Source organism: Dyadobacter sp. HNCC25DJ186 (assembly GCF_056895235.1).
This window is the reverse complement of sequence record NZ_JBXHAS010000002.1, coordinates 222459-248985: the sequence shown is the minus strand read 5'-3', so window position 1 is coordinate 248985 and position 26527 is coordinate 222459. Positions and strand designations below refer to the sequence as shown.

At 41.1% G+C, this 26527-nt stretch carries 23 protein-coding genes and 2 tRNA genes; 9 read left to right on the top strand and 16 right to left on the bottom strand.

The genetic code is table 11. The features are described 5' to 3' along the window. Window positions 1-690 (top strand): hypothetical protein, encoded by a 690-nt coding sequence (locus AC1XUO_RS05940; RefSeq protein ID WP_483328851.1) that lies wholly within the window; start codon window positions 1-3, stop codon window positions 688-690. Window positions 691-973: 283 nt separating this feature from the next. Here the strand turns inward: AC1XUO_RS05940 and AC1XUO_RS05935 are convergent, their stop codons facing one another. Beyond that, window positions 974-1942 (bottom strand): zinc-binding dehydrogenase, encoded by a 969-nt coding sequence (locus tag AC1XUO_RS05935; RefSeq protein ID WP_483328850.1) that lies wholly within the window; start codon window positions 1940-1942, stop codon window positions 974-976. 458 nt (window positions 1943-2400) lie between these two features. Beyond that, a complete protein-coding gene (locus AC1XUO_RS05930) occupies window positions 2401-3291 on the bottom strand; it encodes a LysR family transcriptional regulator (protein WP_483328849.1) in 891 nt (296 codons plus the stop codon). 98 nt (window positions 3292-3389) lie between these two features. On the opposite strand from AC1XUO_RS05930, the gene AC1XUO_RS05925 reads away from it, so the two are divergent. The 6 genes from AC1XUO_RS05925 (at window position 3390) to AC1XUO_RS05900 (ending at window position 8983) form a co-directional block, all read left to right on the top strand. After that, entirely contained in the window at window positions 3390-4259 is an 870-nt protein-coding gene (locus AC1XUO_RS05925; RefSeq protein WP_483328848.1) for an alpha/beta fold hydrolase, read from the top strand. A 479-nt stretch (window positions 4260-4738) separates the two neighbouring features. Beyond that, window positions 4739-5140 carry a hypothetical protein gene (locus tag AC1XUO_RS05920; RefSeq protein WP_483328847.1) on the top strand — a complete coding sequence of 134 codons (402 nt, stop codon included), beginning with the start codon at window positions 4739-4741 and terminating at the stop codon, window positions 5138-5140. A gap of 180 nt (window positions 5141-5320) precedes the next feature. Continuing rightward, complete coding sequence (locus tag AC1XUO_RS05915; RefSeq protein ID WP_483328846.1) at window positions 5321-6403, top strand: sensor histidine kinase; 1083 nt, start codon at window positions 5321-5323, stop codon at window positions 6401-6403. Continuing rightward, window positions 6400-7137, top strand: coding sequence for a LytR/AlgR family response regulator transcription factor (locus AC1XUO_RS05910; RefSeq protein WP_483328845.1), 738 nt, complete (start codon window positions 6400-6402; stop codon window positions 7135-7137). Before AC1XUO_RS05915 ends, AC1XUO_RS05910 begins: the two co-directional genes overlap by 4 nt. A gap of 80 nt (window positions 7138-7217) precedes the next feature. Then, the gene (locus AC1XUO_RS05905; protein WP_483328844.1) at window positions 7218-8252 is read left to right on the top strand and encodes a hypothetical protein; all 1035 of its coding nucleotides are present in this window, start codon (window positions 7218-7220) and stop codon (window positions 8250-8252) included. Window positions 8253-8314: 62 nt separating this feature from the next. Then, complete coding sequence (locus AC1XUO_RS05900; protein WP_483328843.1) at window positions 8315-8983, top strand: porin family protein; 669 nt, start codon at window positions 8315-8317, stop codon at window positions 8981-8983. Window positions 8984-9146: 163 nt separating this feature from the next. On the opposite strand, the gene AC1XUO_RS05895 is transcribed toward AC1XUO_RS05900, so the two are convergent. The 3 genes from AC1XUO_RS05895 to AC1XUO_RS05885 form a co-directional block, all read right to left on the bottom strand. Continuing rightward, complete coding sequence (locus AC1XUO_RS05895) at window positions 9147-9899, bottom strand: SDR family oxidoreductase (RefSeq protein ID WP_483328842.1); 753 nt, start codon at window positions 9897-9899, stop codon at window positions 9147-9149. Window positions 9900-9979: 80 nt separating this feature from the next. Continuing rightward, the gene (locus AC1XUO_RS05890; RefSeq protein ID WP_483328841.1) at window positions 9980-10930 is read right to left on the bottom strand and encodes a helix-turn-helix domain-containing protein; all 951 of its coding nucleotides are present in this window, start codon (window positions 10928-10930) and stop codon (window positions 9980-9982) included. Between the two features lie 102 nt (window positions 10931-11032). After that, entirely contained in the window at window positions 11033-11776 is a 744-nt protein-coding gene (locus AC1XUO_RS05885) for an SDR family oxidoreductase (protein WP_483328840.1), read from the bottom strand. A 91-nt stretch (window positions 11777-11867) separates the two neighbouring features. Here AC1XUO_RS05885 and AC1XUO_RS05880 point away from each other — a divergent pair, with 91 nt between their 5' ends. Next, on the top strand, window positions 11868-12290 hold the full coding sequence (locus AC1XUO_RS05880) for a winged helix-turn-helix transcriptional regulator (RefSeq protein WP_483328839.1): 423 nt from the start codon (window positions 11868-11870) through the stop codon (window positions 12288-12290). Window positions 12291-12492: 202 nt separating this feature from the next. Here the strand turns inward: AC1XUO_RS05880 and AC1XUO_RS05875 are convergent, their stop codons facing one another. The 5 genes from AC1XUO_RS05875 to AC1XUO_RS05855 form a co-directional block, all read right to left on the bottom strand. Next, a complete protein-coding gene (locus AC1XUO_RS05875; RefSeq protein WP_483328838.1) occupies window positions 12493-12762 on the bottom strand; it encodes a hypothetical protein in 270 nt (89 codons plus the stop codon). 894 nt (window positions 12763-13656) lie between these two features. After that, window positions 13657-13729: transfer RNA gene (locus tag AC1XUO_RS05870), tRNA-Lys, on the bottom strand. Window positions 13730-13749: 20 nt separating this feature from the next. After that, window positions 13750-13833: transfer RNA gene (locus AC1XUO_RS05865), tRNA-Leu, on the bottom strand. Between the two features lie 311 nt (window positions 13834-14144). Next, the gene (locus AC1XUO_RS05860) at window positions 14145-14495 is read right to left on the bottom strand and encodes a cupin domain-containing protein (RefSeq protein WP_483328837.1); all 351 of its coding nucleotides are present in this window, start codon (window positions 14493-14495) and stop codon (window positions 14145-14147) included. A gap of 191 nt (window positions 14496-14686) precedes the next feature. Continuing rightward, entirely contained in the window at window positions 14687-15016 is a 330-nt protein-coding gene (locus tag AC1XUO_RS05855; protein ID WP_483328836.1) for a hypothetical protein, read from the bottom strand. A 491-nt stretch (window positions 15017-15507) separates the two neighbouring features. Here AC1XUO_RS05855 and AC1XUO_RS05850 point away from each other — a divergent pair, with 491 nt between their 5' ends. Beyond that, window positions 15508-16743, top strand: a complete 1236-nt coding sequence (locus AC1XUO_RS05850) for an aspartyl protease family protein (protein ID WP_483328835.1) — start codon at window positions 15508-15510, stop codon at window positions 16741-16743. A gap of 70 nt (window positions 16744-16813) precedes the next feature. On the opposite strand, the gene AC1XUO_RS05845 is transcribed toward AC1XUO_RS05850, so the two are convergent. The 6 genes from AC1XUO_RS05845 to soxC form a co-directional block, all read right to left on the bottom strand. Next, window positions 16814-18028, bottom strand: coding sequence for an MFS transporter (locus tag AC1XUO_RS05845; protein WP_483328834.1), 1215 nt, complete (start codon window positions 18026-18028; stop codon window positions 16814-16816). 188 nt (window positions 18029-18216) lie between these two features. Beyond that, on the bottom strand, window positions 18217-20406 hold the full coding sequence (locus tag AC1XUO_RS05840) for a sialate O-acetylesterase (protein WP_483328833.1): 2190 nt from the start codon (window positions 20404-20406) through the stop codon (window positions 18217-18219). A 373-nt stretch (window positions 20407-20779) separates the two neighbouring features. Beyond that, window positions 20780-21559: an exodeoxyribonuclease III gene (gene xth, locus AC1XUO_RS05835; RefSeq protein WP_483328832.1), complete on the bottom strand. Its 780-nt coding sequence runs from the start codon at window positions 21557-21559 to the stop codon at window positions 20780-20782. Window positions 21560-21589: 30 nt separating this feature from the next. Next, a complete protein-coding gene (locus AC1XUO_RS05830; protein WP_483328831.1) occupies window positions 21590-22537 on the bottom strand; it encodes a DUF4249 domain-containing protein in 948 nt (315 codons plus the stop codon). 3 nt (window positions 22538-22540) lie between these two features. Next, the gene (locus tag AC1XUO_RS05825; protein WP_483328830.1) at window positions 22541-24928 is read right to left on the bottom strand and encodes a TonB-dependent receptor; all 2388 of its coding nucleotides are present in this window, start codon (window positions 24926-24928) and stop codon (window positions 22541-22543) included. 338 nt (window positions 24929-25266) lie between these two features. Next, window positions 25267-26517 (bottom strand): sulfite dehydrogenase, encoded by a 1251-nt coding sequence (gene soxC / locus AC1XUO_RS05820; protein WP_483328829.1) that lies wholly within the window; start codon window positions 26515-26517, stop codon window positions 25267-25269. Window positions 26518-26527: the final 10 nt, after the last annotated feature.

Genomic DNA, 26527 nt, shown 5'->3' with positions numbered 1-26527 from the left:
ATGATAAAAAAAATACATTCATTGCTTTTGATTACCGCCTGCCTTGCGATAAGTCTGAGCGCTGGCGTGTTGTCATGCACCGATCACAATATTGAAAATCCGGAAACGTCCTGCATCAGAGTGGATGGTTCGCCACGCTTTTACCCCTGTGAGTTTGAATTTGTCAAAGCAGAGTTTACAAATAAGCTGAACCGGAACGAAGTTGTCGCCACAGTCACACCAAAGAATCGTAAAGTGAGTATTCCCGTTAATGCAGCCTGGTCCTATTATTATCCTTCCCCAGGTTATGCTGACATTACCTTTAAAGTATTACTGCATATTAAACGGGTATCCAATCCTTCCGTTTCCAGCAGTAACCAATATGTTATTCCATTCTTAAATTCCGGAACTACAAATATGGATGCTCAGTTTGCCCTGTACCAATTCCCGCCCGTTTTTCCACCTGTATTACAGATGATTTCTATTGCCAACGGCGAGACATTCATAACCGCTGTTGACGCTTTTTATCATGTAAAGGAAAATTTGCTGCCCGGTAACAAAGCAGTTTATTCCGATTTAACCGGAAATACTGCTTTTCTGATCTATAATATGTCAGCGGCAACAATTCTTGCAGCGAGTCCTCATAACTATCACCATGTTTTTGATCTCGCTGAGAGCCATATCATTATTGAGCCTACGATTGTCGAATAACGTTATAACTTTTTCCGTCAGACTTTAAATCAATTAACTGTCAATGACCAGCTTTAAAATCAAAGCTGGTCATTGACAGTTAAAAGTTCTCTGTAAACTTTTAACCGAAATAGGGTGAGTTAACTTTTCCAGTTTAATAAAATCCGGCAGCTTTTACTGTCAAAACAATCTTCGATATCTTCGGTGCAGTTACTGGTAAATGTCATACTTCCCTGCTGGCAAAACTCTGTGCGCTGTGACTAGAATATTGGGATGACTTAATAATTTTCATTTATTGACTGTGTTAATCGTGTATCTGTATGCCGATTTTCCCATAAAAATTTTTATCGCCGATTTTGTTTTCCAACAAACCATGAGCTTTACTTATCTCTGACAATAAAAACACCTTCGTAAGAACTGGCTTTAACTTATTTGTTTCTACCAGTTTGGTTATTTCATCCAGTTTATTTCGATTTTGTCGGGTAAAGACAAAATGATAAGTTGCATTTTTCCCCCAGGCATGAAATAGGTTTTGAGGTTTTTCAATATCGACGATGGTAACTACCTGCCCCAGCTGACTTAGGATCAGTCCGCTATCAGAAAGGGTATTACCTCCGATGGTATCAACGACGACATCAACTCCTTTACCATCCGTAATTTGCTGAATAACGTCGATATAATTTTCGTTTTCATAATCGATCACATGATCTGCTCCTAATGCAAGAAGTAGTTGGTGATGGACTTTCCTTGCAGTGGTGAAAACGACCGCTCCGATTGCTTTGGCAATCTGAATGGTTAGCATTCCTACGCCGCCGGCCCCGCCGTGGATCAAGACAGACTGATTGACTTTTAGCTGTGCCCTGGTAACCAGCATTTCCCAAGCCGTGCCGGCTGCAAGAGGGAGGGTTGCAGCTTCAAGATGGCTGATGTTTTTAGGTTTTAAGGCTATGACAGACTCATTAGCGCAATGATACTGCGCATAACTTCCTTGCCCCTTAAAGATCTCAGGTGTATAATAAACCTGGTCACCAACCTTGAAATTTCCGGCGCCCTGGCCCACTTCAACGATTTCACCGGAGACATCATGGCCCGTGATGACAGGTAAGGTCAGTTCATTTTTATAATCCCCACGACGGACCTGGTAGTCCAAGGGATTCACAGATGTTGCTATGACTTTCACCAAAACTTCACTGACGCCTGGTCTTGGCGTTGGTACGTCTGCAATTTCGAAATTTTCGACAGGACCAAACTCATTTAAGATTGCTGCTTTCATTTTACATTCAGTAAATACCTAAATCGTTTAACAAAAAAATATAATTTATCTTTTAAAAGCTGTGCTAAAAAGTGAGGACAGTTAGCGGATCGACCGTGATGTTAATTACATTTTGCTAATAGCCGGACTTATATTACTTATACTTGACCAAAGCCGGAAGCGAAATTAACCTGGCAAACTATCTTGAAAGAAATTTATTATCTGAACAGGCGTTTTGTACATGCAAAAATGAGTAACACTGAACGCGCATCCGCAGTCGTTCAATAAATCGTCTAAATAAAAAACTGAACAGTCGCCATCGGCGTTCAGAAAATGGTTTTAACTGAAATTATCTCTCCAATTTCTACGCTTTCGTCCGCATTTGCAATATTCGTACATTCTTGATTTTCTGAACAAAGTTGGCGAGCAGTTTGGTATGTGTTGATCAATGAATTTGTTGCGAAGGATTAGTTCAGCAGTTAAATGACGCTGTTACTTTTTGATTCTTTGTTACTGAAATACATATCAATAAATGCCCTCAATGCGCCGGATTGGGCTTTATCACTTTTGTAAATCAGGACGGTATTCATCGTTCCCAGCTGTTTATTTAAAGCATAGTTTGTCAGTTTCCTGCCTGCATAATATCTTAAAACTACCTCTTCGGGCAATATGCTGATACCTAAACCAGCTTCGACAAAGTTGATAATGCCTTCAATCGAATTGAGTACCGTGCTTTTATAATGAACTATACCTTTGGAGCTAAGCCAGGATTCCAGCCTTGTTCTGAATATACAACCCTCGCCAAACACTACGATCTTTACTAGCTTTCTTGCAAGTAATTCCTCAATTTTCGGCCCCTCAGAAGCAGTTAAAATGACCAGTTGTTCTTCCTTGATTTTAATATGATCCAGGCCGCTTACATTAATTGGGCCCGATACAAATGCGGCATCCAGATTGAAGTTCAACACATCATCTATCAGGGCATTTCTCATTTGTGATTTAAACTCCAACTCAACATCCGGAAAGTTCTCTTCAAAATGGTTAAGAATCTCGGGGACTTTCAATGCCATGGTCGTTTCTATACAGCCAATTTTGAGGCTACCACTTATTTTCGTTCTACTTTGAATATTGCTTTTAGCATCAGCAACCAGAATGCCGATCTGTTTGCAATACTGCATCAGAATTTTCCCGCTGGCAGTAAGCTCTACCTTACGGGATGTACGGAAAAACAGTTCCGTATCAAATTCTTCTTCCAGGTTTTTAATCCTGGCGGTAACATTTGACTGGACTGTAAACATCGCCGCGGCCGCTTTAGTAAAACTTCCGCTCGCTGCAACGGCTTCAAATATTTTCAAATCGTTTGTATTCATTTATCAATCATAAAAAGTGATTTATTGTATCACTATTAATCGTTTGTTCTGATCAAATATCAGGCTTAATTTTGACATATCAAAAACAAAAATCATTCATGGAAAATACATCAGTTCGTTTCAACAAGGTTAAGGTAAGCGGTTTGGACCTATTTTACAGGGAAGCGGGTGCGCCAGAAGCACCAACCATTCTTTTGCTTCACGGTTACCCCACGTCTTCCCACATGTTCAGAAATCTGATTCCGATCCTGAGCAAACAATACCGTATTATCGCACCAGACCTGCCAGGGTTTGGCTATTCTGACGCACCGGGAAATCAGGATTTCAATTACACATTTGACAATCTTGCCAATACAATGCAAGCATTCATTGATGAACTTGGCATGAAACGTTTTGCCATTTACATTTTTGACTACGGCGCGCCTGTTGGCCTGCGCCTGGCCATGGCAAATCCTGAAAAGATCACTGGGATCATCTCCCAAAATGGCAATGCTTATAAAGAAGGACTAAGTGAGGAATGGAGCCCAATACAGCGATATTGGAAAGATTCATCGCAAGCAAATCGTGATACGCTAAGGGATTTCGTTTCTTATAAGGCGACCTTTTTTCAATACCACGAAGGTGTTTCCGACCCGTCATTGATTGCGCCGGAAGCTTATACGCTTGATCAGCACTTCCTGGATCGGCCTGGTAATATCGAAATCCAGCTGGATTTGGTGAAAGATTACAGAACCAATGTTGCACTTTACCCTGCGTTTCACCAATACTTCCGGACCTACCAACCAAAATTATTACTGGTTTGGGGAAACAGAGATCCGTATTTTCTTCCTGCCGGAGCTGAGGCATATAAAAAGGACCTTCCGGATGCGACTTTGAAATTTTACAACACAGGTCACTTTGCTCTTGAAACAAACGCCGCGGAGATCGGTGCTGATATACTGGAATTTATGAAAACACTGGCTATTTAAAGGTGTTGTGATCAGTTTCACATAAATCCTGTTTCTAATTACGCCTAATGCGATGTCTGGCGTTTTGATTCCAGGATGGCAAGATGGCCTAATTAAGGGCATTCGTCATCAAAATCCTATAAACATTTACCTGAAAATCTCTCCATTTTCAAAGTTAATACTTGTTTAGAGAAATAAATCCCTGTTAAATGGCCGGTTGTTGTCTTTCAATTTCCGGCCATAAGTTTTATAGCAACGCGAAACAGTTAAGATATTACATCAATCTCCATTGGCATATACAAACTGCCTGTTCAAATAATATATTTTTTCAGGTTTGCCTGCTCAGCTACTTTTGTTTCATGGTTTAGGAAAGAGGAATTTCCAGGCGTAAAGTGAAGTCTTTTAACATAGTCTTTTTAGTAAAATCCTTATATAATCTGCAAGCTCCTTATCCGTCTGACATAAACCTGTCAAATCTTAAAATAATAAAAACACTTGAAATGAAAGCATTAATTCACTTACTCATCATTCTGTTCATCGCGTTATTAGCGTCATGCGCAAAGCCATCCTATTTTGGGAAGACTTATTCACCCACTCAAAATGTAGATATCTATCTCGATAAAACAGATGTAAAAAAAAACTTCATTACTATGGGATCTACTAATCTTGCGAAAGGTTTCAGCTCGATGAGCGCCATGCAGCAGAAAGTAATAGAATTAGGTAAGGCCAACGGTGCAGACGGCGTGATTATGACCCTCACAGAAGATGTAATTTCCACGCAGCAAAACGGAACAGCTGTGGTTTCCAAAACAAAAAAACAGAAAGTCGTTGCTACTAATTCGTCTTCGACAATGGATATTAAGGAAAAAAAGATTGTGGCAACATTTATTAAATACGAATAGAAAATTTCGTTGAATCCTGACGCAGTTATATTTGCATAGATCCAAAACCAAGTGTTTAAGATCTATGCAATTATTTACAAATCTCAGGATTGGGTACCGAAAACCGTAATTCAATTGTCGTTTAAATCGTTATTGGGTTAGAGAAATCTTATTTATCCGGATTTTGTAAATTCAAATAGAATGTTAACATCAGCATGGAAGTTTCTGAGAAAAAATTACAGGCGGCTGATCTTATTGGCCTTATTATCCTTGTGCCTATATGGCTCGTTTTTTTTCCTCTCTTACGTGGTTAACCCAACGCAAACCGCACGAAACTTCGCTGGTCAAACCGGAATTCTGTTCAATATTTTAACCTTTGTTATTGAGTCGGTAGTCACCCATTACATTCTCATTTTCGTGGTAATACTTCCTGCGATGCGTAAAGAAAGGAGTATCGACAGGGTTATCATTGTTGGGATACTTTTCTTCATAGTCAAGTTTGCATTTGATTACATTTCATATTCAATTAAGAGACGTCAGGCGGATAATAGTGCGTTTTCCACCTCAACCGTTTTGCCCGAAAATAGTATTTTCTGGCTATTATTAATCTCTTACGTCTATGTCATGGTTACCAGCTTTTCTGCGGCGCTGCTGGTTGAGTGGGTTAATAAAGGAAAGGAGCGTATCATGCTGGAAAAAGAAAAGACCGAAGCGGAACTTAAAGCCTTAAAGCACCAGATTAACCCCCATTTTTTATTCAACTCGTTAAGTTTTATTTATGCAAAGGTTATCAGGCTCGATAAAGAAACCGCAGATTCGATACTAATATTGGCCAATATCATGAGGTATGCGTTGGGGAAAAGCGCAGGCGGTGATGGAACTGTCAATATTATGGATGAATTGGAACACATGAAAAATGTGATCGAGATTAATCAACGTCGACACAATCACAAGTTAAATATTCAATACGATGAGCAGATTGACGACCAGTCTATTAGCATTTTGCCTTTGGTACTAATTACGCTCGTTGAAAATGCTTTCAAACACGGAGATTTATATGACCCGGCCCACAGTCTGCGGATAAAAATCAATACGTCTGTGAACGAACTTTCATTTGATATCAGCAACAAAAAGGGAAAAGGACTGAAAGAGCTTTCAAATGGCATAGGCCTTGATAATATCAGGCGGCAGCTCAGCCTGACTTACGGGAACCGGTCTGAGTTTCTGATAGAGGAAAGTGAAATCCATTTTAATGTATCATTAAAAATAACATTTCCGCTATGATAGATTGCATTATAATTGATGATGAACAGCATGCCATTGATTTATTGAAAGAACATATCACGCATGTTCATTTCTTAAAATTGGTCGGCTCGGCATCAAATCCGATCGAAGGCTTAGCAATGATCGCTGATCTCAAACCGGGACTTGTGTTTTTAGATGTTCAGATGCCAAACCTGACCGGCATCGAGATATTGAAGCTTATTGGCAATGACAGCCATGTAATAATGACCACAGCGTATAAGGAGTATGCACTTGAAGGCTTTGAGCATGCAGTGGTTGACTATCTATTAAAACCGATCCCTTTTCTTAGATTTCTCAAAGCTGTTAATCGCTTATGGACCATTCAGAATAACGTTCGACCGGTCAATGAACAGGATCATTATGTATTTGTAAAAACAGAACAAAAGGGCAAGCTTTTGAAAATAGACTCACGTAGAATAACCTATATCGAAGGTCAGGGTAATTATGCCACAATCCATATGAACGATCAGCGAAAGATAACGGCCTATTTAAAATTGAAAGAACTTGCAGAGCATCTTTCTTCAAAGGGTTTTGTCCGTATACATAAATCGTTTATTATATCCCTTAGCCACTTAACTGCGGTTGAAGGCAATATGGTACGGATCGTGGATGAAGCACAATCGATTACAATAGGTGAAGCGTATCGAAAAGAGTTTTTTGAAATGATTAATGCCAAGCTGCTTTCTATGCCTCCGAATAATCCAACTGACTGAACTAACACAGAATACCCTCCATTTTCCTATATATTTTTTCTTTTTTATTGTTCCCAGCGTTATAGACGACTAAAAATCTTATGAAACGTATTCATATATTAACGGCAACTGTTGCCGCCTCTTTAATTCTTTTTTTCAGCTGCAATGAAGTTGCTGATCATGCTCCGATCATTCCCGATTTAGCAGAAGTGGAGCTAACTCCCTGTACCAATCCTCCATTACGTGCCTGGCTTTTTAAGGAATTTGGTATTTGGGGCGAAAAGCCAACGCTCATCTCAGCCAGTCAGGAGCTACACATGTCAGATCTGTCTATTTTTCATTCTTTATACTTTGAGAACAGTTCTGAAAACCAATATTATGGTGTTAAAGGTGAACATACCGAACAGGTTAATAAGAGCTTAAAGGATCTGAAAAACTTTTGGGATATCGAAGCGGAAAACATCATGGCTGTTGCAGCGCATGGTTCCATGTTGCAAGACCGGAGTAAGGTCGTAAAAATGTATACAAAAATATATGGATACAGTAATGACAAGTCTAACAAATATGCCGACTCATTGGCTACGTTATTCAAAACCTACCCGCAGTTCCTTAACGGAGAACATCCAGCTTTTACATTTAATCAAATTGCTCTACCGGACACAACCTTTACCAATGTTGGTCACGTTCCGGCTAAAATTATCATTTGTGACGGCCTCTTGCAGGGTTTCGACGAACTTGGTTACAGCGACACGGCACCCCAGTCTATTTTAGCTCATGAGTTTGGCCACCACATTCAGTATGATTTGGGTATTTTAAAACCGGGTATGAAACTCACCCCAAAAATCTCCCGCCGCGCCGAATTAATGGCCGATGCATACGCAGCCTACTTTTTGGCACACACCAAAGGTGCCGCGATGCAATTAAATGATTTGCAACAAGTCGCAGAGGTGTTCTACAACACAGGTGATTGCGATTTCACGATAGACGGGCACCACGGTACACCTACGCAAAGAAAGGCAGCTACCGAGTGGGGATACAATCTGGCCAGAAACGCAGACAATAAAGACCATATTATCGGCAGCCGCGAATTTGCGAGTCTATTTGATGCCGACTTGAATGATCTTGTTAAAAAGTAGCCTCCGCGCACCGTTCCTTGAAATTTTTTATCAATTACAATTAACTTCAAACCAAATTCCACATGAAAAACATGATGATTGCGCTGTGTATGCTGACGATTAGCTATGCGGCAAATGCACAATACGACCCTGCTTTTAGATTCGGAATCAAAGCAGGTGCTAATTTATCCAATATTAATGGCAGTAATGATTTGAGCCTTTCACCAGGAGGTAATGCATTTGATTTCAGGGATAACGATAACCGTTCACCAGGCTTCGCCGGTGGTGTTTACTTTCGTTTTGGTAAAACGTTTTATATCCAGCCAGAGATTTTGTTATCTCAAAAAGGCGGTAAGTTCAATGTGTACGAGGACGGCGTGCTGAACAACGGAAAAGTCGATGTGCGTTTTTCAAACTTTGATGTGCCTGTCCTTTTTGGGGTACGCATTGCTAAGTTTTTCCGCATAAATGTTGGTCCGATGGCATCGCTCAGATTGTCCAGCAATGGTAAAATCGGGGATTCATTTGATGCTGTCACGGGTGAAAATTCAGGAGCAGAATTCAAAAACCGACTGGCATATGGTTATCAGGCCGGCGTTGGATTTGACCTTGGAAGACTGAGCCTGGATGTCCGTTATGAAGGTAATTTCACGGATATTTTGAAAATTCAGTTCGATAATGTTACAACCGCTTCGCGATTTGGTAAAAAGAGCAACCTGTTTCAGGCAACACTAGGCCTTGCCATTTTCTAAAAGAAGATTTCGGAAACGAGGAAACATGGATTAATCCTGGTAGAGAGACCCTATACTTCGTCCCCGCCAGCATTTAATATGCAAAAAGCGACTCAAAATCACTGGCGTATATAACATATCGTTTACAACAATATGTTATATACGCCAGTGATTTTCATTAATATTACAAATTCATTCCGCCGGTTAGTTCAATACGCTGGCCATTGACCCATTTGGCATCTTCGCTGCAAAGGAAAGCAACTACGCCACCAACATCATCTGGCAAACCGACGCGCCCAAGCGCAGTTGCACCTGCTATGTGAGCACGAATTTCTGGTGTATCCTCCATTGCCCCGCCGCCAAAAATGGCGCCCGGAGCGACTACGTTAGCGGTAATGCCACGAATGCCCAATTCAAGCGCCAGGAACCTGGTATATACATCGACTGCCCCCTTCATAATTCCGTAAGCAGATACGCCATGAAAGCTTACCCGTGATACGGCGGAAGAAATATTGATTATCCGCCCACCATCCCGCAGATGAACAAGTGCCTTCTGAGTCAGAAAATAAACACCTTTCAGATGAATGTTCATCATCTCATCAAATTGAGCTTCAGTTGTTTCAGTGACAGGTGCTGTAAGACTTGTTCCCGCATTGTTGATCAGGAAATCGAAACGATCGGTACCAAAAACAGTCTTTAATGCCGAGTTGGCTTTCAGGAAAAAATCACCAAAACCGCTGGTATCAGCAGTGTTGAGCGGCAGGGCGATTGCTTTTTGTCCCAGAGATTTAATTGCTGCAACGGTTTTCTCTGCTTCTGCCAGGTTGCTGTTGTAAGTAAGCAAGACACCGATTCCCTTTTCTGCAAGTTTTATTGCAATTTCTTTACCAATTCCGCGGCTTCCGCCGGTTACTAATGCGATTTTTTGAGTTGTCATAAGACTAATTTTGTACAGATTAAAAACAGTACAAATGTCCGCCAATTGACCAGGTGCAGGTTAGTTCCGGTCAATCAATTTTATGTATAATTCAAACTTTTTGCCTGACTGCGAAAGGCTCCGGGAGATAAGGAAGTTTCGTTCTTGAAGAATTTAGCAAAATGCGCAAAATCTGAAAAACCAAGACTATCAGCAATTTCGGCTATACTCCAGTCGGTGAGCCGCAACAATGCCCGCGCTTCCTGAAGAATTCTGCCGGCGATGAGCTCGGTGGTAGTTAGTCCTGTGGTATCTTTCAGGACTTTGTTTAAATGATTGATGTGCACGGAAAGGTGATCGGCGTACTGTTTTGCCGTCCGCAAGACCATTTTCTGTTGCGGACTTTCCAAAGGAAATTGTCTTTCAAGCAGCTCTAAAAATAAGGATGTAGTTCGTGCCGATGCACTGTGATTCGGATGCAGTATAACGGTTGACTGCAACTTCTGCCCAAGGTGGATCAGTTCCAGTGCATAAGCACGGAGCAGGTCATATTTGTATGCATAATTGGAACTGATTTCCGTGTTCATGTTGTCAAAAATGCCTTGTGCACGAACAACGTCAGAATCTGTAAGTGCATAGACAGGATGTTCCGGCGATTTAAAAATAGGCAATTCGTCCAGTATGACACCGCTCGTTGACGGATGAAAAAATTCAGCTGTAAACACACAGAATTGTCCGGTTTGCCGGCCTATGGGCGACCAGTCATATGGACTCTTAGGCGTCGTAAAAATCAATGTCGGCCGCGTGATCTCAACCGCCCGGTCCGGGTACTCAGCCAGTGAGCGGCCCGTCAATAAGCTGATCTTGTAAAATGCACGGGATGCGCAGGAAATTTTTGTTTTATCCCGGGCTTCCGGCATAATGTCTGTCAAATTAAATACATTGAAATGACCAACTTCCTTTTGTATCCCTTCGGGCAACAGTACGCTCAGATCAGTCGAAGAGCCGCTGGAAAGGTGGTAACAAAGATCTTCGAATGAGGTTTTGGACATGACTTTATTTTTGTAAAAAACAAAGGTATCAATAAATTATGCAAAAAAGGAAAAAGCGGCAGATGCCGCTTTTTTACCCCAGCCAAAAATGATCCTGGCGTTTTATTTTAGTGCGTAGCTATGGTACCCACCGTCAACGGTAACTTCTGTTCCCGATATAAAGCTAGCAGCATCAGAAGCCAGAAACATTACCGTTTTTGCAATTTCATCGGGATGTCCAAGTCTCTGCAATGCTGTTGCTCCGGCCAAAAACGCTTTTGCTTCTTCCGTTGCCACGCTATCCAAACCCGGTGTTGCAATGGGTCCCGGACTAATGACATTTACGCGAATTTTTCTCGGAGCAAGCTCGTTAGCTGCGATTTGAGCAATTTTATTTATTGCACCTTTGGTTGCGGAATACACACTTGTTCCCAGATTTGCAGCAGCTGCAACCGATGATGAAGTGAATATTACCGATGCGCCATCTGACAGATGCGGTAGTAATTTTTGCAGTGTGAAAAAATTCCCTTTAACATTGGTATTGAACTGTGCGTCAAAATTTGCTTCGGTTACTTTTTCGATTGGCTCAAACGTCCCTATTCCCGCATTAAGGAAAAGAACATCCAGTTTATTTCCATCGTCTGCAATTGCCTTTTCCAGAACCGAAATGTCTGCTAGTTTTGAAGTGTCGGATACGACGGTAATCAGTTTCGGGCTGTTCACTTCCGCGCTGGCCTTTTGCAGATTACCTGCACTTCTTCCTGTAATCCAAACATTTGCCCCCGCGCCGATGAATGCTTTTGCGGTCGCCAGCCCTATTCCGGTTGTTCCGCCTGTGATAGCGACGTTTTTATTTGTAAAGTCCATAATTAATTTTTAGTTATTTTTGTAATCTGTTTTATGAACTGCAAATCCATAAAAGTAGTTCAGAAAACAGACTACTTTTAATAATAAAATCATGAAAACAACAGAAAGAAGATCAACTTGCCCTATCAACTACTCTGTGGAAATTTTCGGCGACAAATGGATGCTTTTACTATTAAGGGATATCATGTTTAATGGAAAAAATTCTTTCCTCGAATTTCGGGCATCAGATGAGAAAATATCCTCTGCAGTACTCACGGAAAAGCTGAACATACTTTTGAACGAAAGAATAGTTTCCAAAGTTACATCCCCTAAAAATGCTTCAAAATTCTTGTATCTGATAACCGACAAGGGTATTGAACTGGTGCCGGTCATGGTGGAAATTCTAAATTGGGGCTCCCGATATAACCCCGACGGAGGCCCTAAAACGTGGCTTGACAGGATCAAACAGAATAAAAAGAAAGCTATAACGGAGTTGCAGGATGAATTAAGAAACCAGAGCAATTCTTACGGTTAATTCAATATTCTCTATTACTAAAATCAAAGCACGATACGGAATCCATGGTATCACACTTCGAGAAAGTCGGAAGAATCCCATTTTCCGTTTGAGGAACCTACCCTAACTCTTGCTGGCTGTATCAGTGTCACCTTTTCCATAAAAATCTTTGACAAACTGCTCTATGGTAGTTCACTTTCGACCTAAGAAGAGCTCCAAAGTGCTACCATCTGTATCCATCGTACATTGGGATATAACCGCTGCACACATCACATACAGATTGATCAGGTACACCAAAACGCTTCAACATCGATTCAAATTCTTCTGCCGGCGGAGGCTCAAATAATATGTCTTTCCCCGTGACTTTTGATCGCACGCCAGCAATGTCATCAATCGAAACAGAAGATGTATTGGTTAGTTGGTACAGCTTATCGCGACGACCATTTTTGGTTAAAACGTGCGCTGCGGCTTCTGCCAGTTCCTCTTGAAGCACGAAGCTGGCTTTTCCATTTTTGGCAGGAAAAAGAATAATACCTTTTTCCTCAGCTTTTTATCTCAAAAAGACTGGTATCATTTCAAGATAAATCCCGTTTTGAAGAATCGTATAATGTATCCCGCTATTGATTAGAAAAGTTTCTAACCGCAAATGCGAATTTTGAAAACCCGATATGGCTAAATCTTCAAAGTTCGGCTTCCTGACAAAAGATGTATAAACAATTCGTTTAACGTCAGCTTCTTTCGCAGCTTTGCATTCAGGTGATGAGCTGTTCTGTTTCCAATGGCCAGACGGTCATTACTAAAAACCAGGAGAATTTTGTTTACACCTTTAAAAGCAAGAACAAGTGAATCATATTATGAATAATCTCCAACTCTTGGTTCTATGCCTTTTTCGTGAAGATCATTTGACTTTCCTGCATCCCTAACCAAAACCGAAATTTCGGATGACTCAATCCTGATTTCCCCTTACTGTTCCGATTGAAAATTCAATTCTTTGTACTTTTCGTATTATTCTAATCTTAAGACTTATCATACCTTATACAGATCAGCACCTGAGGGTGTATATGCGATAACATGTAGGCTATTGAATATTTTGAGTTTACGTCGCGCACCGATATGACATAAAGCTACATAGACTCTTATAAGAAGATGTTAGTTAAACCGATGTAGTCCTCCAGATCCTGGCTAATTAGATGTAAATTAGCTTAAAAATTAATCTTGCAACGCATTACGTGCGATTCTGGTGATTTGGGATATCGCCGATTTTACTCACCGAATCACTCACCTTTTTTTTTGAGAATTATTGAATATTTTGAGGTGCTTTCCAAAAACAAAACTCCTGCAATCTTTTGATTTGCAGGAGTTTAATGTCTTTTGATACTGTTTGGAGTGATCCCGCTGGGATTCGAACCCAGGACCCATACATTAAAAGTGTATTGCTCTACCAGCTGAGCTACGGAATCTTGTTGGTATTTGTATTTCGTGTCCAAGAGGAGAGTCGAACTCCCATACCCAAACGGGCACTACCCCCTCAAAGTAGCGTGTCTACCAATTCCACCACCTGGACATGTTGAGGATATTTTTTATGTTACCCTAATTAATCAAAATACTATCTTTAATCAGAGCAGACAATGTAGCAACCCGCTTTTACCGTGTCGCTCAATTGTGATGCAAAAGTATGATTTTAACTCTATGTTCCCAATTAAATTATAAACTAATTTTTACTTTTTTTTCCTTCCACTATCTAAGTTTCTAGTTTTTAGAAGATTGCCACCAAATTAATATCAAAATAAGTTTAACAGAATTGGCTTGATTTAGCGATTTCCCGAACAAAGGTTCCTGTCTATCCTTGGAACTGCCTGATTTTTGCAAGAATTATCAATGCTTATCCGATTGATTTTCCTCTAAAATTTTAAAATCTTCCCTAACGGGCGTGAAACAGTCGATTACCTTACACGCCGTTAACGCCTTCGCAGAGTGAGGCAACCACGAAGGTATAAAAGCAGTCATTCCCGAAGATAACAATACCGTTTCGCCATTGATTGTGAATAGCAACTCTCCCTCCAATACATGGCACCACTGCTCATGAACATGGCTGTGTTCTGGCAAATCCGTTCCTGATTCAATTGTAAAATGGCCAAAAGTAGAACGCTCTGAATGTGCGAGCGTCCCTGAAATACCATCCCAAATCCTGACGATTTTACCTTTATTGAAATTTACAAATGGCATGACAGACGCTTTTGATTGTTAAAATTAAGCATTGAAGATAGGCATGACCGAGCAAAAAGAAAACTTAAATAAACTGAGCAATGAAAATATCTGAGTATTTCATACCGAAAACAGAATAAATACCCCTAACAGATGTCGGGGGTATTTAGGATACTACTATCCACAAATTAGGTATATATACTCAAAAAATCTTACTCAAATTCCATTTTCACCTTGTCACGAAGGCTGATAATACGCATGGCAATAGCGATGCATTCTTCGGAAGACATTTGTTCAATCGTATTTAAAACCGCGTTAACTACCACCCGACCGTCTTCATCTAGCTTTGGTCCTTTGTGTTTAATGGAATCAATAATGTTTTGCCACTCCGGACTCAAGGCATCTGAAAAATATTTTGGGGGAATGATGTTGAAATAACCTGCCTGTGATTTCAGGTATTCCTTCGACAACAAAACATTAGTCGTCAGGTTAGCAACGAGCTTGGAAAGCTCGATATGAACGAAGATGTTTGACTTATTCACGTTGAGTATGATGAGGGTTTGTATTTGCTTAGTCACCAAGTCTCACGACTTTGTAACCTAGTCGGAAAATTAGTTAAAATAAGCCATTCAAGCAACGTTTTTTCTCTGGATTTCAAAAAATATCTATCATCAAAATATTATCAAAAGCGCTTTAACGCTTCATCAGAGCATAATCTGTGACTGAGATAAATCTTAACACCGTTAAGTTACAAGTTTTCACCAATCGGAAATGAATGTCGGATTCAGCTGTCATTTGATAAAAAATTAATTTTTTTTTGAATCCCAACAATAATCATAGAGAAGATCTCAAAGATAAAAAGAGTCAAATCCTGATTGATCAGCAATATTCTTATGATAAAACTTATAAAAATTCTATATTAGTACCACTGAGAAACATTTCGTAATGTAACCAATAACCGACTAAGACTACTTTCAATTGCTCTGTAAATTTTGAGTTTTTTCCCGGAAGCTTTTTATAATGCCAAGATAATATGCGCCTTAAATGCTTCACATTATTCGCTGCTCTACTTTTTCTTACGAATAACGTTTTCACGTCATTCGTAAAAGCTCAAAGCTTTAATCTTGCCGACCATAAAAAACGTGTAAAAATTCCATTCAAGCTGGTTCGCAATATGGTTGTGGTAGAGCTTATGATAAATGACAATGGCCCCTATAACTTCATCCTTGATACAGGTGTCGGCTTGATGATCATAACTGAACCTAAACTTGTTGACTCCATAAACATTTCTTATAAGAAGACGATTCAGCTTTATGGTCTCGGTGATGGTGAGTCTTTTGAAGCCTACATAGCATCGGCACTTCATGTGACGCTCCCGGATATTTACAGTAACGGAGTTGGCGCAGTAATTTTCAAGCAGGATCATTTCGGCCTTTCAAATTACGCCGGTACCCGAATCCATGGTTTATTAGGTTACGAATTTTTTAATAATCTGGCTGTCGAGATTAATTTTACGGATAGCGAGCTCAATATTTGTCGGCCTAAAGATCTTAAAATTGGACGAAAAAGAAATAAAATTCCTATAACGATCGAAAACCGAAAGCCTTATGTTGAAACGCATTTGGTACTGCCCGATGGAACGAAAAAGAAAAGCAAGCTCGTCGTAGATATTGGGGCGGGACACGCGCTATCACTTGAGGACGCTGCAAAGCATGAGCAGGGATATCCGAAATTAGCCATGGCGAACCTGGGAATGGGATTTACCGGACCCATCAGCGGCTTTCTGAGTCGGATTAACCGAATAGAGATTGGCAAATATAAATTCAAAAATGTACTTACCGCATTTCCAGAGATAGACCCGTTTAAACGCGAACGGTTAATCACCAAACGTGACGGAAATCTAGGATTAGGAATTTTGAAGCGTTTTACGATCACACTGAATTACCACGACCACGCAATGTATCTCAAACCAACGCAGCGATTCGGCGAACCATTTGAACATGACATGAGCGGACTTGAATTTTTTGCGGGCGGGCCTGACCTGAGGCGTGTTATCATTAGCCGCGTCGAGCCCGGTTCATCAGGAGATCAGGCAGGCTTGCAAAAAGATGACGAAATTTTGTCTGTCAACCTTAAACCCGTTGCCGGTTTATCTTTGGAGGAAATTGATGAATACTTCAAGTCCGGAAATAACCGGGGTGTTTTGTTGGAAATTGCTCGGAATAAGAAACCGCAGAGCGTCCTTTTGGTACTAAAACGAAGGATTTAAATCAAAAGGTGAAAATGGTTTTTTCGCCATCGTCAAAATGTCTGCGATCCGCAATATTGATATAGCAAAATCAATCAAGGCCTTCTTTCCTGGATTTTAGAATAAACATTACCAGAACAGAAGCCAAAATCAATATGGCATAGCTAAAACCCAGATTGTATTCGTCCTTCGCCGGCAATACAAATACAATTCCATAACTTAGGAAAGATACGATGACGTAGTTAATTCCACCGCTTAGACCGCTTGCTATACCTGCATTTTTTGGAAAACGGCTTAAACAATAAGTAAAAAAATTGTTAAACGTAAATCCTGCTCCGACGTGAATAATAAACGCAAAAAATATTAAAGAATAAAGTCCTGAAATGAACTGGATACTGACTAACATTCCTGCAACGAAAACAACCTGCAAGGCAATGTTGAAGGAAATTCTTCTAAAAAGTGGCTTATTGATTGTCGCCTTGCCGACGAATCCTCCGACCAGCCAAGCAAATCCCAGAACCAGGGAGCCATAACCGGATACGACCGGTGACAGATGCAGCTCATGCTCTATGATAAAAGGCCCTGTCATATTGTAAATCATCACCATGCTGTACGCCAGTCCAATCATTGCCAGACCCAGTGTAAAACTGGACGTGGTGATCATACCGCCATAAATGCCGGCTATCTTTTTTATATTAAAATCAGAATAATGACGTAGTGTCTCTCCGCTGAAAATGTATTCCAGGATAGCCATGATGGTTGCGAAAAGAGCGAGAAAATAGAAATTTGATTCCCAGCCAAAAGAAGTTTGCAGATATCCACCCAGAAAAGGTGCAACAATTGGCCCTGTTGACCAAATAATTGAAAACAAACTCAGATAATGTTTTAGCTGCTCACCTGAAAAAAGATCGATAAAGTAAGCTCTTTTGGATACAACGATTGCGCCAACAGTAATTCCGTGAACAATCCGCATAAGGTATATAACGTAAATATTATGCGTATTGGCAATCGCGATGCTGGCCAGTGCAAAAATAATTAAACCCCAAAGACTGATATTATAACGTCCAAAACTATCCAGAATACTGCCAATAAATAGCTGTGTAACACCGTAACTAATTAAAAATAAGGTCAATGTGAGTTGAACCTGAATATCACTTACTTGCAACGTTCCCGCCATTGAGGGCAGCGACGGAAGGTAAATATCAGTAGCAAATCCTGAGAGCGGAATTAAAGCAAAGGCTAATAAATTGGCGATACCCTTATGCTCTTCTTTAATATACTTTTGGGAAGAAACTTGTGACAACATTTTTTACTCTTTAAAATACTTTGGGAAGAAAATTTTAACCTCCCACAAATCAGTTAATAAACTCGCAGACCCAACTTCGGCCTTGCATCTTTCATCAACATGATTCAGAGAAAACAGGTTTCGTTTTAGTATTTTTTGAAGTAATCGGATTTGGAAAAATTTACACGACCATAAGATACTGTTCTGTTTTAAAGGACTACAAATTGCCTGCTTACGCTAACATTTTCTCCTTTTATACGCACTACGTATTTTCCGGAAGCAAGATTTCCAACCGGAATTTTGATCTTACTCTTCATATTCCTACTGATTGTCAGCATCGCTCGCCCATACAGATCAAATACAGTGATCTCCGCATCGCTTATATCTTCACGGGATTCCAGATAAATATCATCGCGTGCCCCGGGGTTTGGATAAACAACGATGTCATTGGCTCCGTCTGTTACAACTTCCAGATCTTCCGAAAAAGGCGAATAGCAGGTTAAAATATTATTTTCCAGGACATACGTAATGTTTGCCGCTGCTGAATATCTGCCCGATTGTGTAGTGCGAAGGGTATTTATCGACGAGGTAAGTAATATTTCCTGACCGCGTTTCCATTCGTATTTTTCGTTAAGATCCGGCTGATCAATGATGGCCTCGGCTGTAAAAGGACCAGTTCGTTCGATAATCGGGGTGGGGATTTTCGGACGGATGACCAAAGAGGACATATCGGAATTATCTGATAAACAACCAAATACGTTTTCACTTCTTACGAAATAATTTCCTTCATCCGATACCACCAAATTCGTTCCTGTCAGCAAGCTTTTAGCCTCTCCCTGTTTATACCAGTTGTAAAGTTCACCGCCAGCATTGATTGAAAAAGTAAATAATGAATCTGCGCAGGCCTGCTGCGAGCCAATTTCCCGGATGGTCGGTTTGGCAGGTTTTAGGGAACTGTTAATGATCATCGTCTGCGTGCGTATTGCGTTGCCGAAAACATCTTTCAGCGTTGCCATATAGCGCCCCGGCTCGTTAACGCTTATAGATTTCCCTCTGGCAGAGGTGATACTACCATTTACTTCAATTGTCCAGTCATAGGCAACATATCCATCAGGTAATGAGAGATTTACAGATGTGTTATTATCTGCACAGGCACTGTTTATCTTTGGTTCTTGCGAAGGGAAAACCGGATTAACTTTTGTAAAAAAATCATCCGTGAGTACATTATTCCACGCAGTTGCCAAAACATTTAAAGCGGCTGCGCCCAAAAAGTGAGTTCCGTCCTTACGTTCAGCAGGCAAATTGTCTGTTTCAGGACCGGGATACGTAGTTCCCGGAAGTTCATTTAAAACAGCATTCTGCCCGGCGATCACGTTTGGATTATTAACCGAAACCCCGGCTCCATTGCCAGCTCTGGAAGCCCGGGCGATAACCCAGGTTGTTTGCTGATTTATATCAGAAGCTAATTTAGATATCACGGCTTTCAAATCTTCCTTATATGCTACACTTGGCGTATTCAATGGATAATTGTCGGCCTCTCCCTGCATCCACAGAATCGCACGTGCTCCAAATGGTTTCACATAATATTGCATCGCCAACTTCAAATTGGCATATGGCATTTGAGATGGCAGCTGATAGGTGGCTGAATATGGACTCGTAGTAACAATTCCCCGACTGCTTTCCTGCCAGTTTCTGACAGACGTTCCTGACCAAGCGGTATTGACAAAAAGTACGGGCACGTTTAAACGTTGTACCAGATAATCACCAAGGATCCCCCAACACCAGGCAGTATGCCCTCTTGGCCCCATAATATTGGGATTCTGGTTTTGATTGGTCCATGCGGTTTGCAATTGCAATGGTTGGATATTCGCAACAGGTACCTCTTGCCAGTTATCTAATGCTTCGTTGTCGTAAACAATGTAATTGACACGATCGTCCTTGGCGGGTGGAGGAAGTGGCAAGGATCGGTCATCTTCATCTTGTCCCTGGGCATTGGACTGGCCGGCTATTACAAAAACCTCTCCTACCCCAACTCTGGTAATAATGTCGCTATTACCGACCTGAATACCTGCTTTGCTGGCGCGCACTTCAACTTTATACCATCCGCCGGATATCTTTAAAGTGCCGCTAAATAATCCACCAGAAGGTTTTTCCTGCAAAGTTGTCCATGAGATATCTTTCCCTTGTCCGGCGGAAATCGCCGTAGCACGAACTTCGATTTTGTCTACCGGAATGCTGTAATTGCCACTGATCGTTACATCTGCTGAACCTCCCGGTTCTCGCTGGAATACTGCCCTCTCCAAAGGAGAAGTTACGTCAATCTGCGCATTTGCCTGAAAGAATAAAAAAAAGAGAAATGTAAATATTATGATTCGGAGGGTAGTAAGACTTTTATTCACTTGATAAACGAAAATTCATGACTATTTCAATAATGAGGGAATGCAAAATTATATTTTATTAGACTTTTGGACACATAAATTCAATAATTATTCTTCAAATCTCTAAAATATATTCTTCCAATCAATTTTTCATTTTCCAGGCTCCGAATAATTAAACCTATAAATACACTGGTAATCAGATACTTAAAATTAACAGCTAGCCCGATAGCCCCGCAAAATAAATCCCCCATGACAGTACGTGAAAATCTCAAATAAGTCACAAAAAAATCATTAATCCTTCTCAGAAAAACAAAGATGCTTTCCAGCCTTTGTCCCGCTACGAGAAAAATGCAGATAACACCCGTTAGTCCGGCCAAATTATCATCTTAAAAAATTATTCTGCGTCTGAAAGTTCAATCCAGGTAGGCGCATGATCACTCGACTTCTCCCATCCTCTTACAAATTTATCTACCCCAGCATTTACAAGAAGACTTTCAATTTGTGGGCTAAGCAAAAGATGATCAATTCTCAGACCGGCGTTTCTTCCATAAGCGTCTCTGAAATAATCCCAGAATGTGTAAATAACTTCGTCCGGGTAAATTTTCCGGATTGCATCTGTCCATCCCTGCCCTATCAATTCTTCGAATGCAGCACGTGTTTCAGGGCGGAACAATGCATCTTTCACCCACCTTTCTGGCTTATATGCATCGCGTTCAGTAGGAATCACATTATAATCTCCCGCCAGCACGACAGGAATTTTCTCCGCAAGTAAGGACGCTGTATGTATTTTAAATCGCTCAAACCAAGCGAGCTTATAATCGAATTTAGGTCCTGGCGCCGGATTTCCGTTGGGTAGATAAAGACACCCCACCAGGATTCCATTGACGATTGCTTCAATATACCGGCTGTGCGCGTCATCCGGATCCCCGGGAAGTTCCCGCCGCACTTCCTTCATTTCGTACCCTTTTGAAAGAATGGCAACGCCATTCCAACTTTTTTGTCCATGCCAGACCGCCAGATATCCCGCGTCGTTAATCGCTTGCTCTGGAAACTTTTCCTGCGGTGCTTTTAATTCCTGTAAACAAACCACATCCGGCTGGGTTTCTTCCAGCCATCGTAGCAAAACCGGCAGTCTGCCGTTAATACCATTTACATTATAGGTAACAATCTTCATAAAATTTCTATTGCATATTCTTGCCCAATATTACGGCTTAATACTGATGCTCCCAACATTGTAAGCACCAAAACAACCTAGTCCTCCTTCAATATTGGAATAAACTAATGTGGGCTCTACAAACGGATTGTCATTATTCCCATTGTCGTCCAGCGATTTGTGAAACTTGTAATAATTGATATCAAGATTAAGCACTTCGAAATAGACTTCCTTAAAAACTGGGTCAGAATAAGCCGTGTCAAGTTTTCCGTCCTCATTCACATAACTAAAACTGAATTTATTTGGCAATTGAATGTAAAAAACCGGGGCATTAAAAGTTATGCCATCCAGATTTACGTCATTGACAAGATAATTCCTGTCAATGTTCAAAAACGCTTTATTATTACTCCGGACCGGCCCTGACACTCCTGTTTCAGGTACATATCCCGGATAGGTAACGCTTGTTAGTGAGTATCCTCTTATGGAATAGTAATTTGCCTCGCCCTTAATATCGTCCCAGGAAATTTTGACGCGCGCAGAGGTATCCTCCCGATAACTATGGCCGACGATGGTATCAATTGAGTAATTCTTTATTGTCACTTTTTTGGCAGGAACAGTACAGGTCGATCTCACAAGACGTTTTCCGTCGTCAACCAAAAGTGAATACTGCTTACCGGCTTCAATGTTAAACTTATCCGCCGAAACCCTGTAAGTTTGAGTTGACTCGTCATAAGGAATCCGGATTTCAGCGTCCGCGCCCGACAAAATTACTTTTGCGTTATTGATGCTCATAAACTCATAGGTCGACGGCCCAAACAAGGGTTGCGAAGCTGTAACGCGCACAACAATCTCCTCCGACTGCGGCGATATGTAACACTCAACGGCTAGTTTGGATTCTATCCTCGGCAGTTCGTCTTCGTCCAAATCACTGACAAGTGTTTCACAACCCCAGAGTACAGTTAAAGAAAAAATGATAGCGAGACATTTATAAAACTTCATAACTCAGAACTTAAAATTATAACTGAACGATGGCAATATCGGAAAGAGTGAGTATCGCGTAAGGACGTTGACAAACTCATTTGGTTTCGATCCCTGCTTTCTGTCTATATTATAAAAGAAAGGATTTCTGCGGTTATAAGCATTGTATAAGCCAAATTCCCAGGTCCGTTCATGTCGCTTTTTCTTTTTATGAAACTGGATCGCGATATCCATCCGGTGATAGGCCTCCGCACGGAATGAGTTTTTCTCGCCATATTCCGTCGTTGTATTGGCAAAACCGTTACTTTGACCATCAAGAAAATACCAGTTTCTGTAAGTAGTAAAACGCGAAACAGGTAGTGTAAGCGCATTTCCTGTCCCGTATACCCAGGTTGCTGAAAGTGTGACTCGTTTGCTGAGTTCATAAATACCAACCACCGAAATATCATGGCGCCGGTCGTAGCGAGGGTAAAATGTTTTGCCAAAATTCAGTTCAGGAAATCTCCATTTGGTCCAGGATAAAGTATAACCAACCCATCCGGAAAGTTTTCCGGTTTTTTTCTGAACCATAAATTCGGCTCCATAAGACCAGGCTTTCCCGGCCGTTACATTATCCTCCCAATTTAACTCATTAGCATTTGCACCGTCCAGGCTTATAAAAGACGATCCTTCTTTGTAACTAATAATGTTGTTCATTTTTTTATAATAACCTTCCAAAGTCAGCGCCAGTCCTGGTGTTGCCAGATCTTTTGCGAATCCCATTGCGACCTGACTCGATTGCTGAGGCGCGACACGGTCCGTTGTTGGAACCCATAAATCAGTAGGAAGACCGAGGCCTGTGTTGCTCAACAAATGCACGTACTGATTCATTTTGGCATAAGACGCTTTGAACGAAAAGTCGTTTGCCAATTTTAGAGCTGCCGAAATTCTTGGTTCAGGCCGGATGTATGTTTTGGTTGAAGTTTGAAATGTACTTAATCTTATCCCCGCGTTCACTTTCAACTTTTCAAATGGTTGCCAGGTATCTTCGGCATATATGCCTGCTTCGTAAGTGTAGATTGGCTTTGCCTGCAAATTCAAATCATTGTCGGAAAAATCCCCGGCTATGGCTAAGGCCGACGGCACAAATTTGTGCGCGGTCGCCTGTAAGCCAAATTTCATCCAGTGTTTTGTATTGGGATAATAGTCAAAATCAGTTTTCAGGCTGAAATCACGGATAAGACTATTGTAATCAAGACTGAATTGGTCTGTTACCGCGCCAGCTTTTAAGTCTTTTTCGTTTGAATAAATCCCGAAATTAAAATGACTGAATATAAGAGACGTGTTAACAAAAAGTTTCTGATTGATCAGGTGATTCCATCGTAAGGTTGCCGTCGCATTTCCCCAATCCAAACCTGATTTATTCTCACTTGTATTATCCTTCTCACTTACTTTAAACCTGTCCCGCCCGAAATATCCGCTGATATAAACCTTATTTTTTGCACCAAAATCATAATTCAGTTTCGCATTCAAATCATAAAAATAATATCCTGGTTTTACTTTGGTATCACTACCAACCTGTTGTTGCGCGATTAATGGAGCGGCAAGCACATCAATATAGGTACGCCGCGCAGACACAAGAAAGGAGGCTTTTTTATTTGCCAGAGGGCCTTCCAGCGTTAACCTTGACGAAATAAGGCCGATTCCACCTTCTCCATGCAGTTTATCTTTGCTTCCTTCCTTCATATTCATTTCAACAACCGAAGAAAGTCGTCCGCCATACCGGGCTGGAAAACCTCCTTTTGTAAGTTCTACACTTTTGAGGGCATCGCCGTTAAAAACAGAAAAGAATCCAAAAAGATGGCTGGCATTGTAAACAACCGCATCATCAAGAATTATCAGGTTCTGGTCCGGGCCGCCGCCGCGCACATATAAGCCTGTCTGCCCCTCCGTTCCTTTCTGCACGCCAGGCATGAGCTGAAGAACACGGATCACGTCTTTTTCTCCAAAAAATGCCGGTAGTTTTTTTATCTGGGAAATAGGTACTTCAATCTTACTCATTTGCACCGACTCGCTCACTTTCTCACTTGTCCGTCTGGAAGATACCAAAACCTCCTCCAATTGATTTGCTGAAACAAGATCAATACTGATCTGCTGATCTGCACGCGCGTTGATCCGGATGTTTTGTTTTTCATATCCCACAAAAGAGTAAGAAACAGACGCTGAATCCGATTTGGGAATGGTTAACGAGTAAAAACCATAGGTATTGGTGGCGGTGTTTAAAGTTGATTTTTCGATATAAACATTCACACCGGGAAGCAATTCCTTGCTGCCACGCTCTCTTACAAAACCACTGATGGTGATCCGTTCCTGACCTAAACTCTGAAATGAAATAAAAACCAGAAGCAATAACTGGTAAAACGTTTTTTGCATTGGAGAAGGTATATTGTAGGACCTGTATATGATAAATGTATAAAAATCTATTAGTTAAAAAAGTTAGTCAACCTATCGGCCATTGCAAATTTTTAAAAGGAGGGCATATTTTTCCTGTAATATAAAAACCATTTTGATTCATGTCACTACAAAGAGCTAAAAGGAATATAAAAGGTTGTAAGCCATGAACATTTAATTTTAAATAGGAATAATAGAAAATAACATAGAAAACAGTTAAAGCGATTAAGAACAAAAAATTCCTGTTAAAGAATAACAGGAATCAAATTGACTAAAAATTTGATAATTAGCGTGTTACCAGCAGCTCATTAACATTTCTTTCAAGTTGCCTTAAATAAAACCTGCCCATCGCCCTGGATATACCAGGCCGTAACCGGATTGAAATGATAACCCATATTTCCTCCACGTGCAGCGAGAAGTTCTTTTAAAAAAGGCTGGGTGTAGCCCGTTTCGTCTACTGTCCGGCTCAGGATTTCGGTCGGCTGGCCGTTCCAGTTCCACAAATATCTGAAAGCCGTATGCGCCTTATCCATCACTGGACTTTGCAAAGAAGCCGGATTCCAGGTTTTTCCAGCATCAGTACTTACTTCAACAAGTTCAACTTTACCCCTGCCGCTCCATGCAATGCCTCGAATTTCAATCCAGCCTCTTTCTACTTTCTGCGGATAGGAAGGATAGGTAATAATTGAACGGGCATCCATTGTAAAACTGAATTGCCTTATTTTTCCACCGCCAATGGCTTCTGTATATTTTGAGGTTTCCTGTCTGGTCTGGAATGGCTGGTCAGATAATTCAATTCTTCTTAGCCATTTAACGTTGATATTCCCCTCCCACCCGGGCAGAAATAAGCGGACGGGATATCCCTGCTCAGGTCTGATCGCCTCCCCATTTTGCGCATAACAAATGATCGCATCTTCCCAGCCTTTATTAACAGGAACGCTTCTGGTCATCACCGCAGCATCGCCGCCTTCCGCCAGAAACCAGGTTGATTTCGGATGTACACCAACTTCGCGAAAAAGCGTTGAAAGTTTTACGCCAGTCCATTCACTTTGGCTTGTCAGACCACAAATTTGCTGCGGGGTAAGTTTTCCGTCTGCTACGCCACGATAATTACCGGAACATTCAAGGAATGCAATTCGGGAAACAGAAGGAAATCGTTTGAGATCTGCAAGTGTGAAAACCATTGGTTTATCCACCATACCGTGGATCACCAGCTCGTATTTGGCAGGATCGATAGCGGGCACGCCGTTATGGTTTCTTTCAAAATGAAGATCTGATGGCGTTATCGTACCGAATAAATCTTGTAAAGGTGTTCTTGAAGAAGTTTCGGAAGGTGACTTAACAGGTTTTTCAAAGGGCGATCTCGTACCTAACGTACCCGGCGGCACGCCCGGCACTTTGGTTGGATCTTCCAATAAATTCAGTTCCGAACTTGTCAGCGCAGCCTGGAAACTCTTCCCGGAAGCCGTTTGCGCGAGGACCACAGCAGCCGTTGCAGCACCTCCCAGAAGTTGTCTGCGACTTATTTTTTTCTCAGTTATCAGCGGATTATCTCCCTTTTGATCAGCCATGAATTCTGTT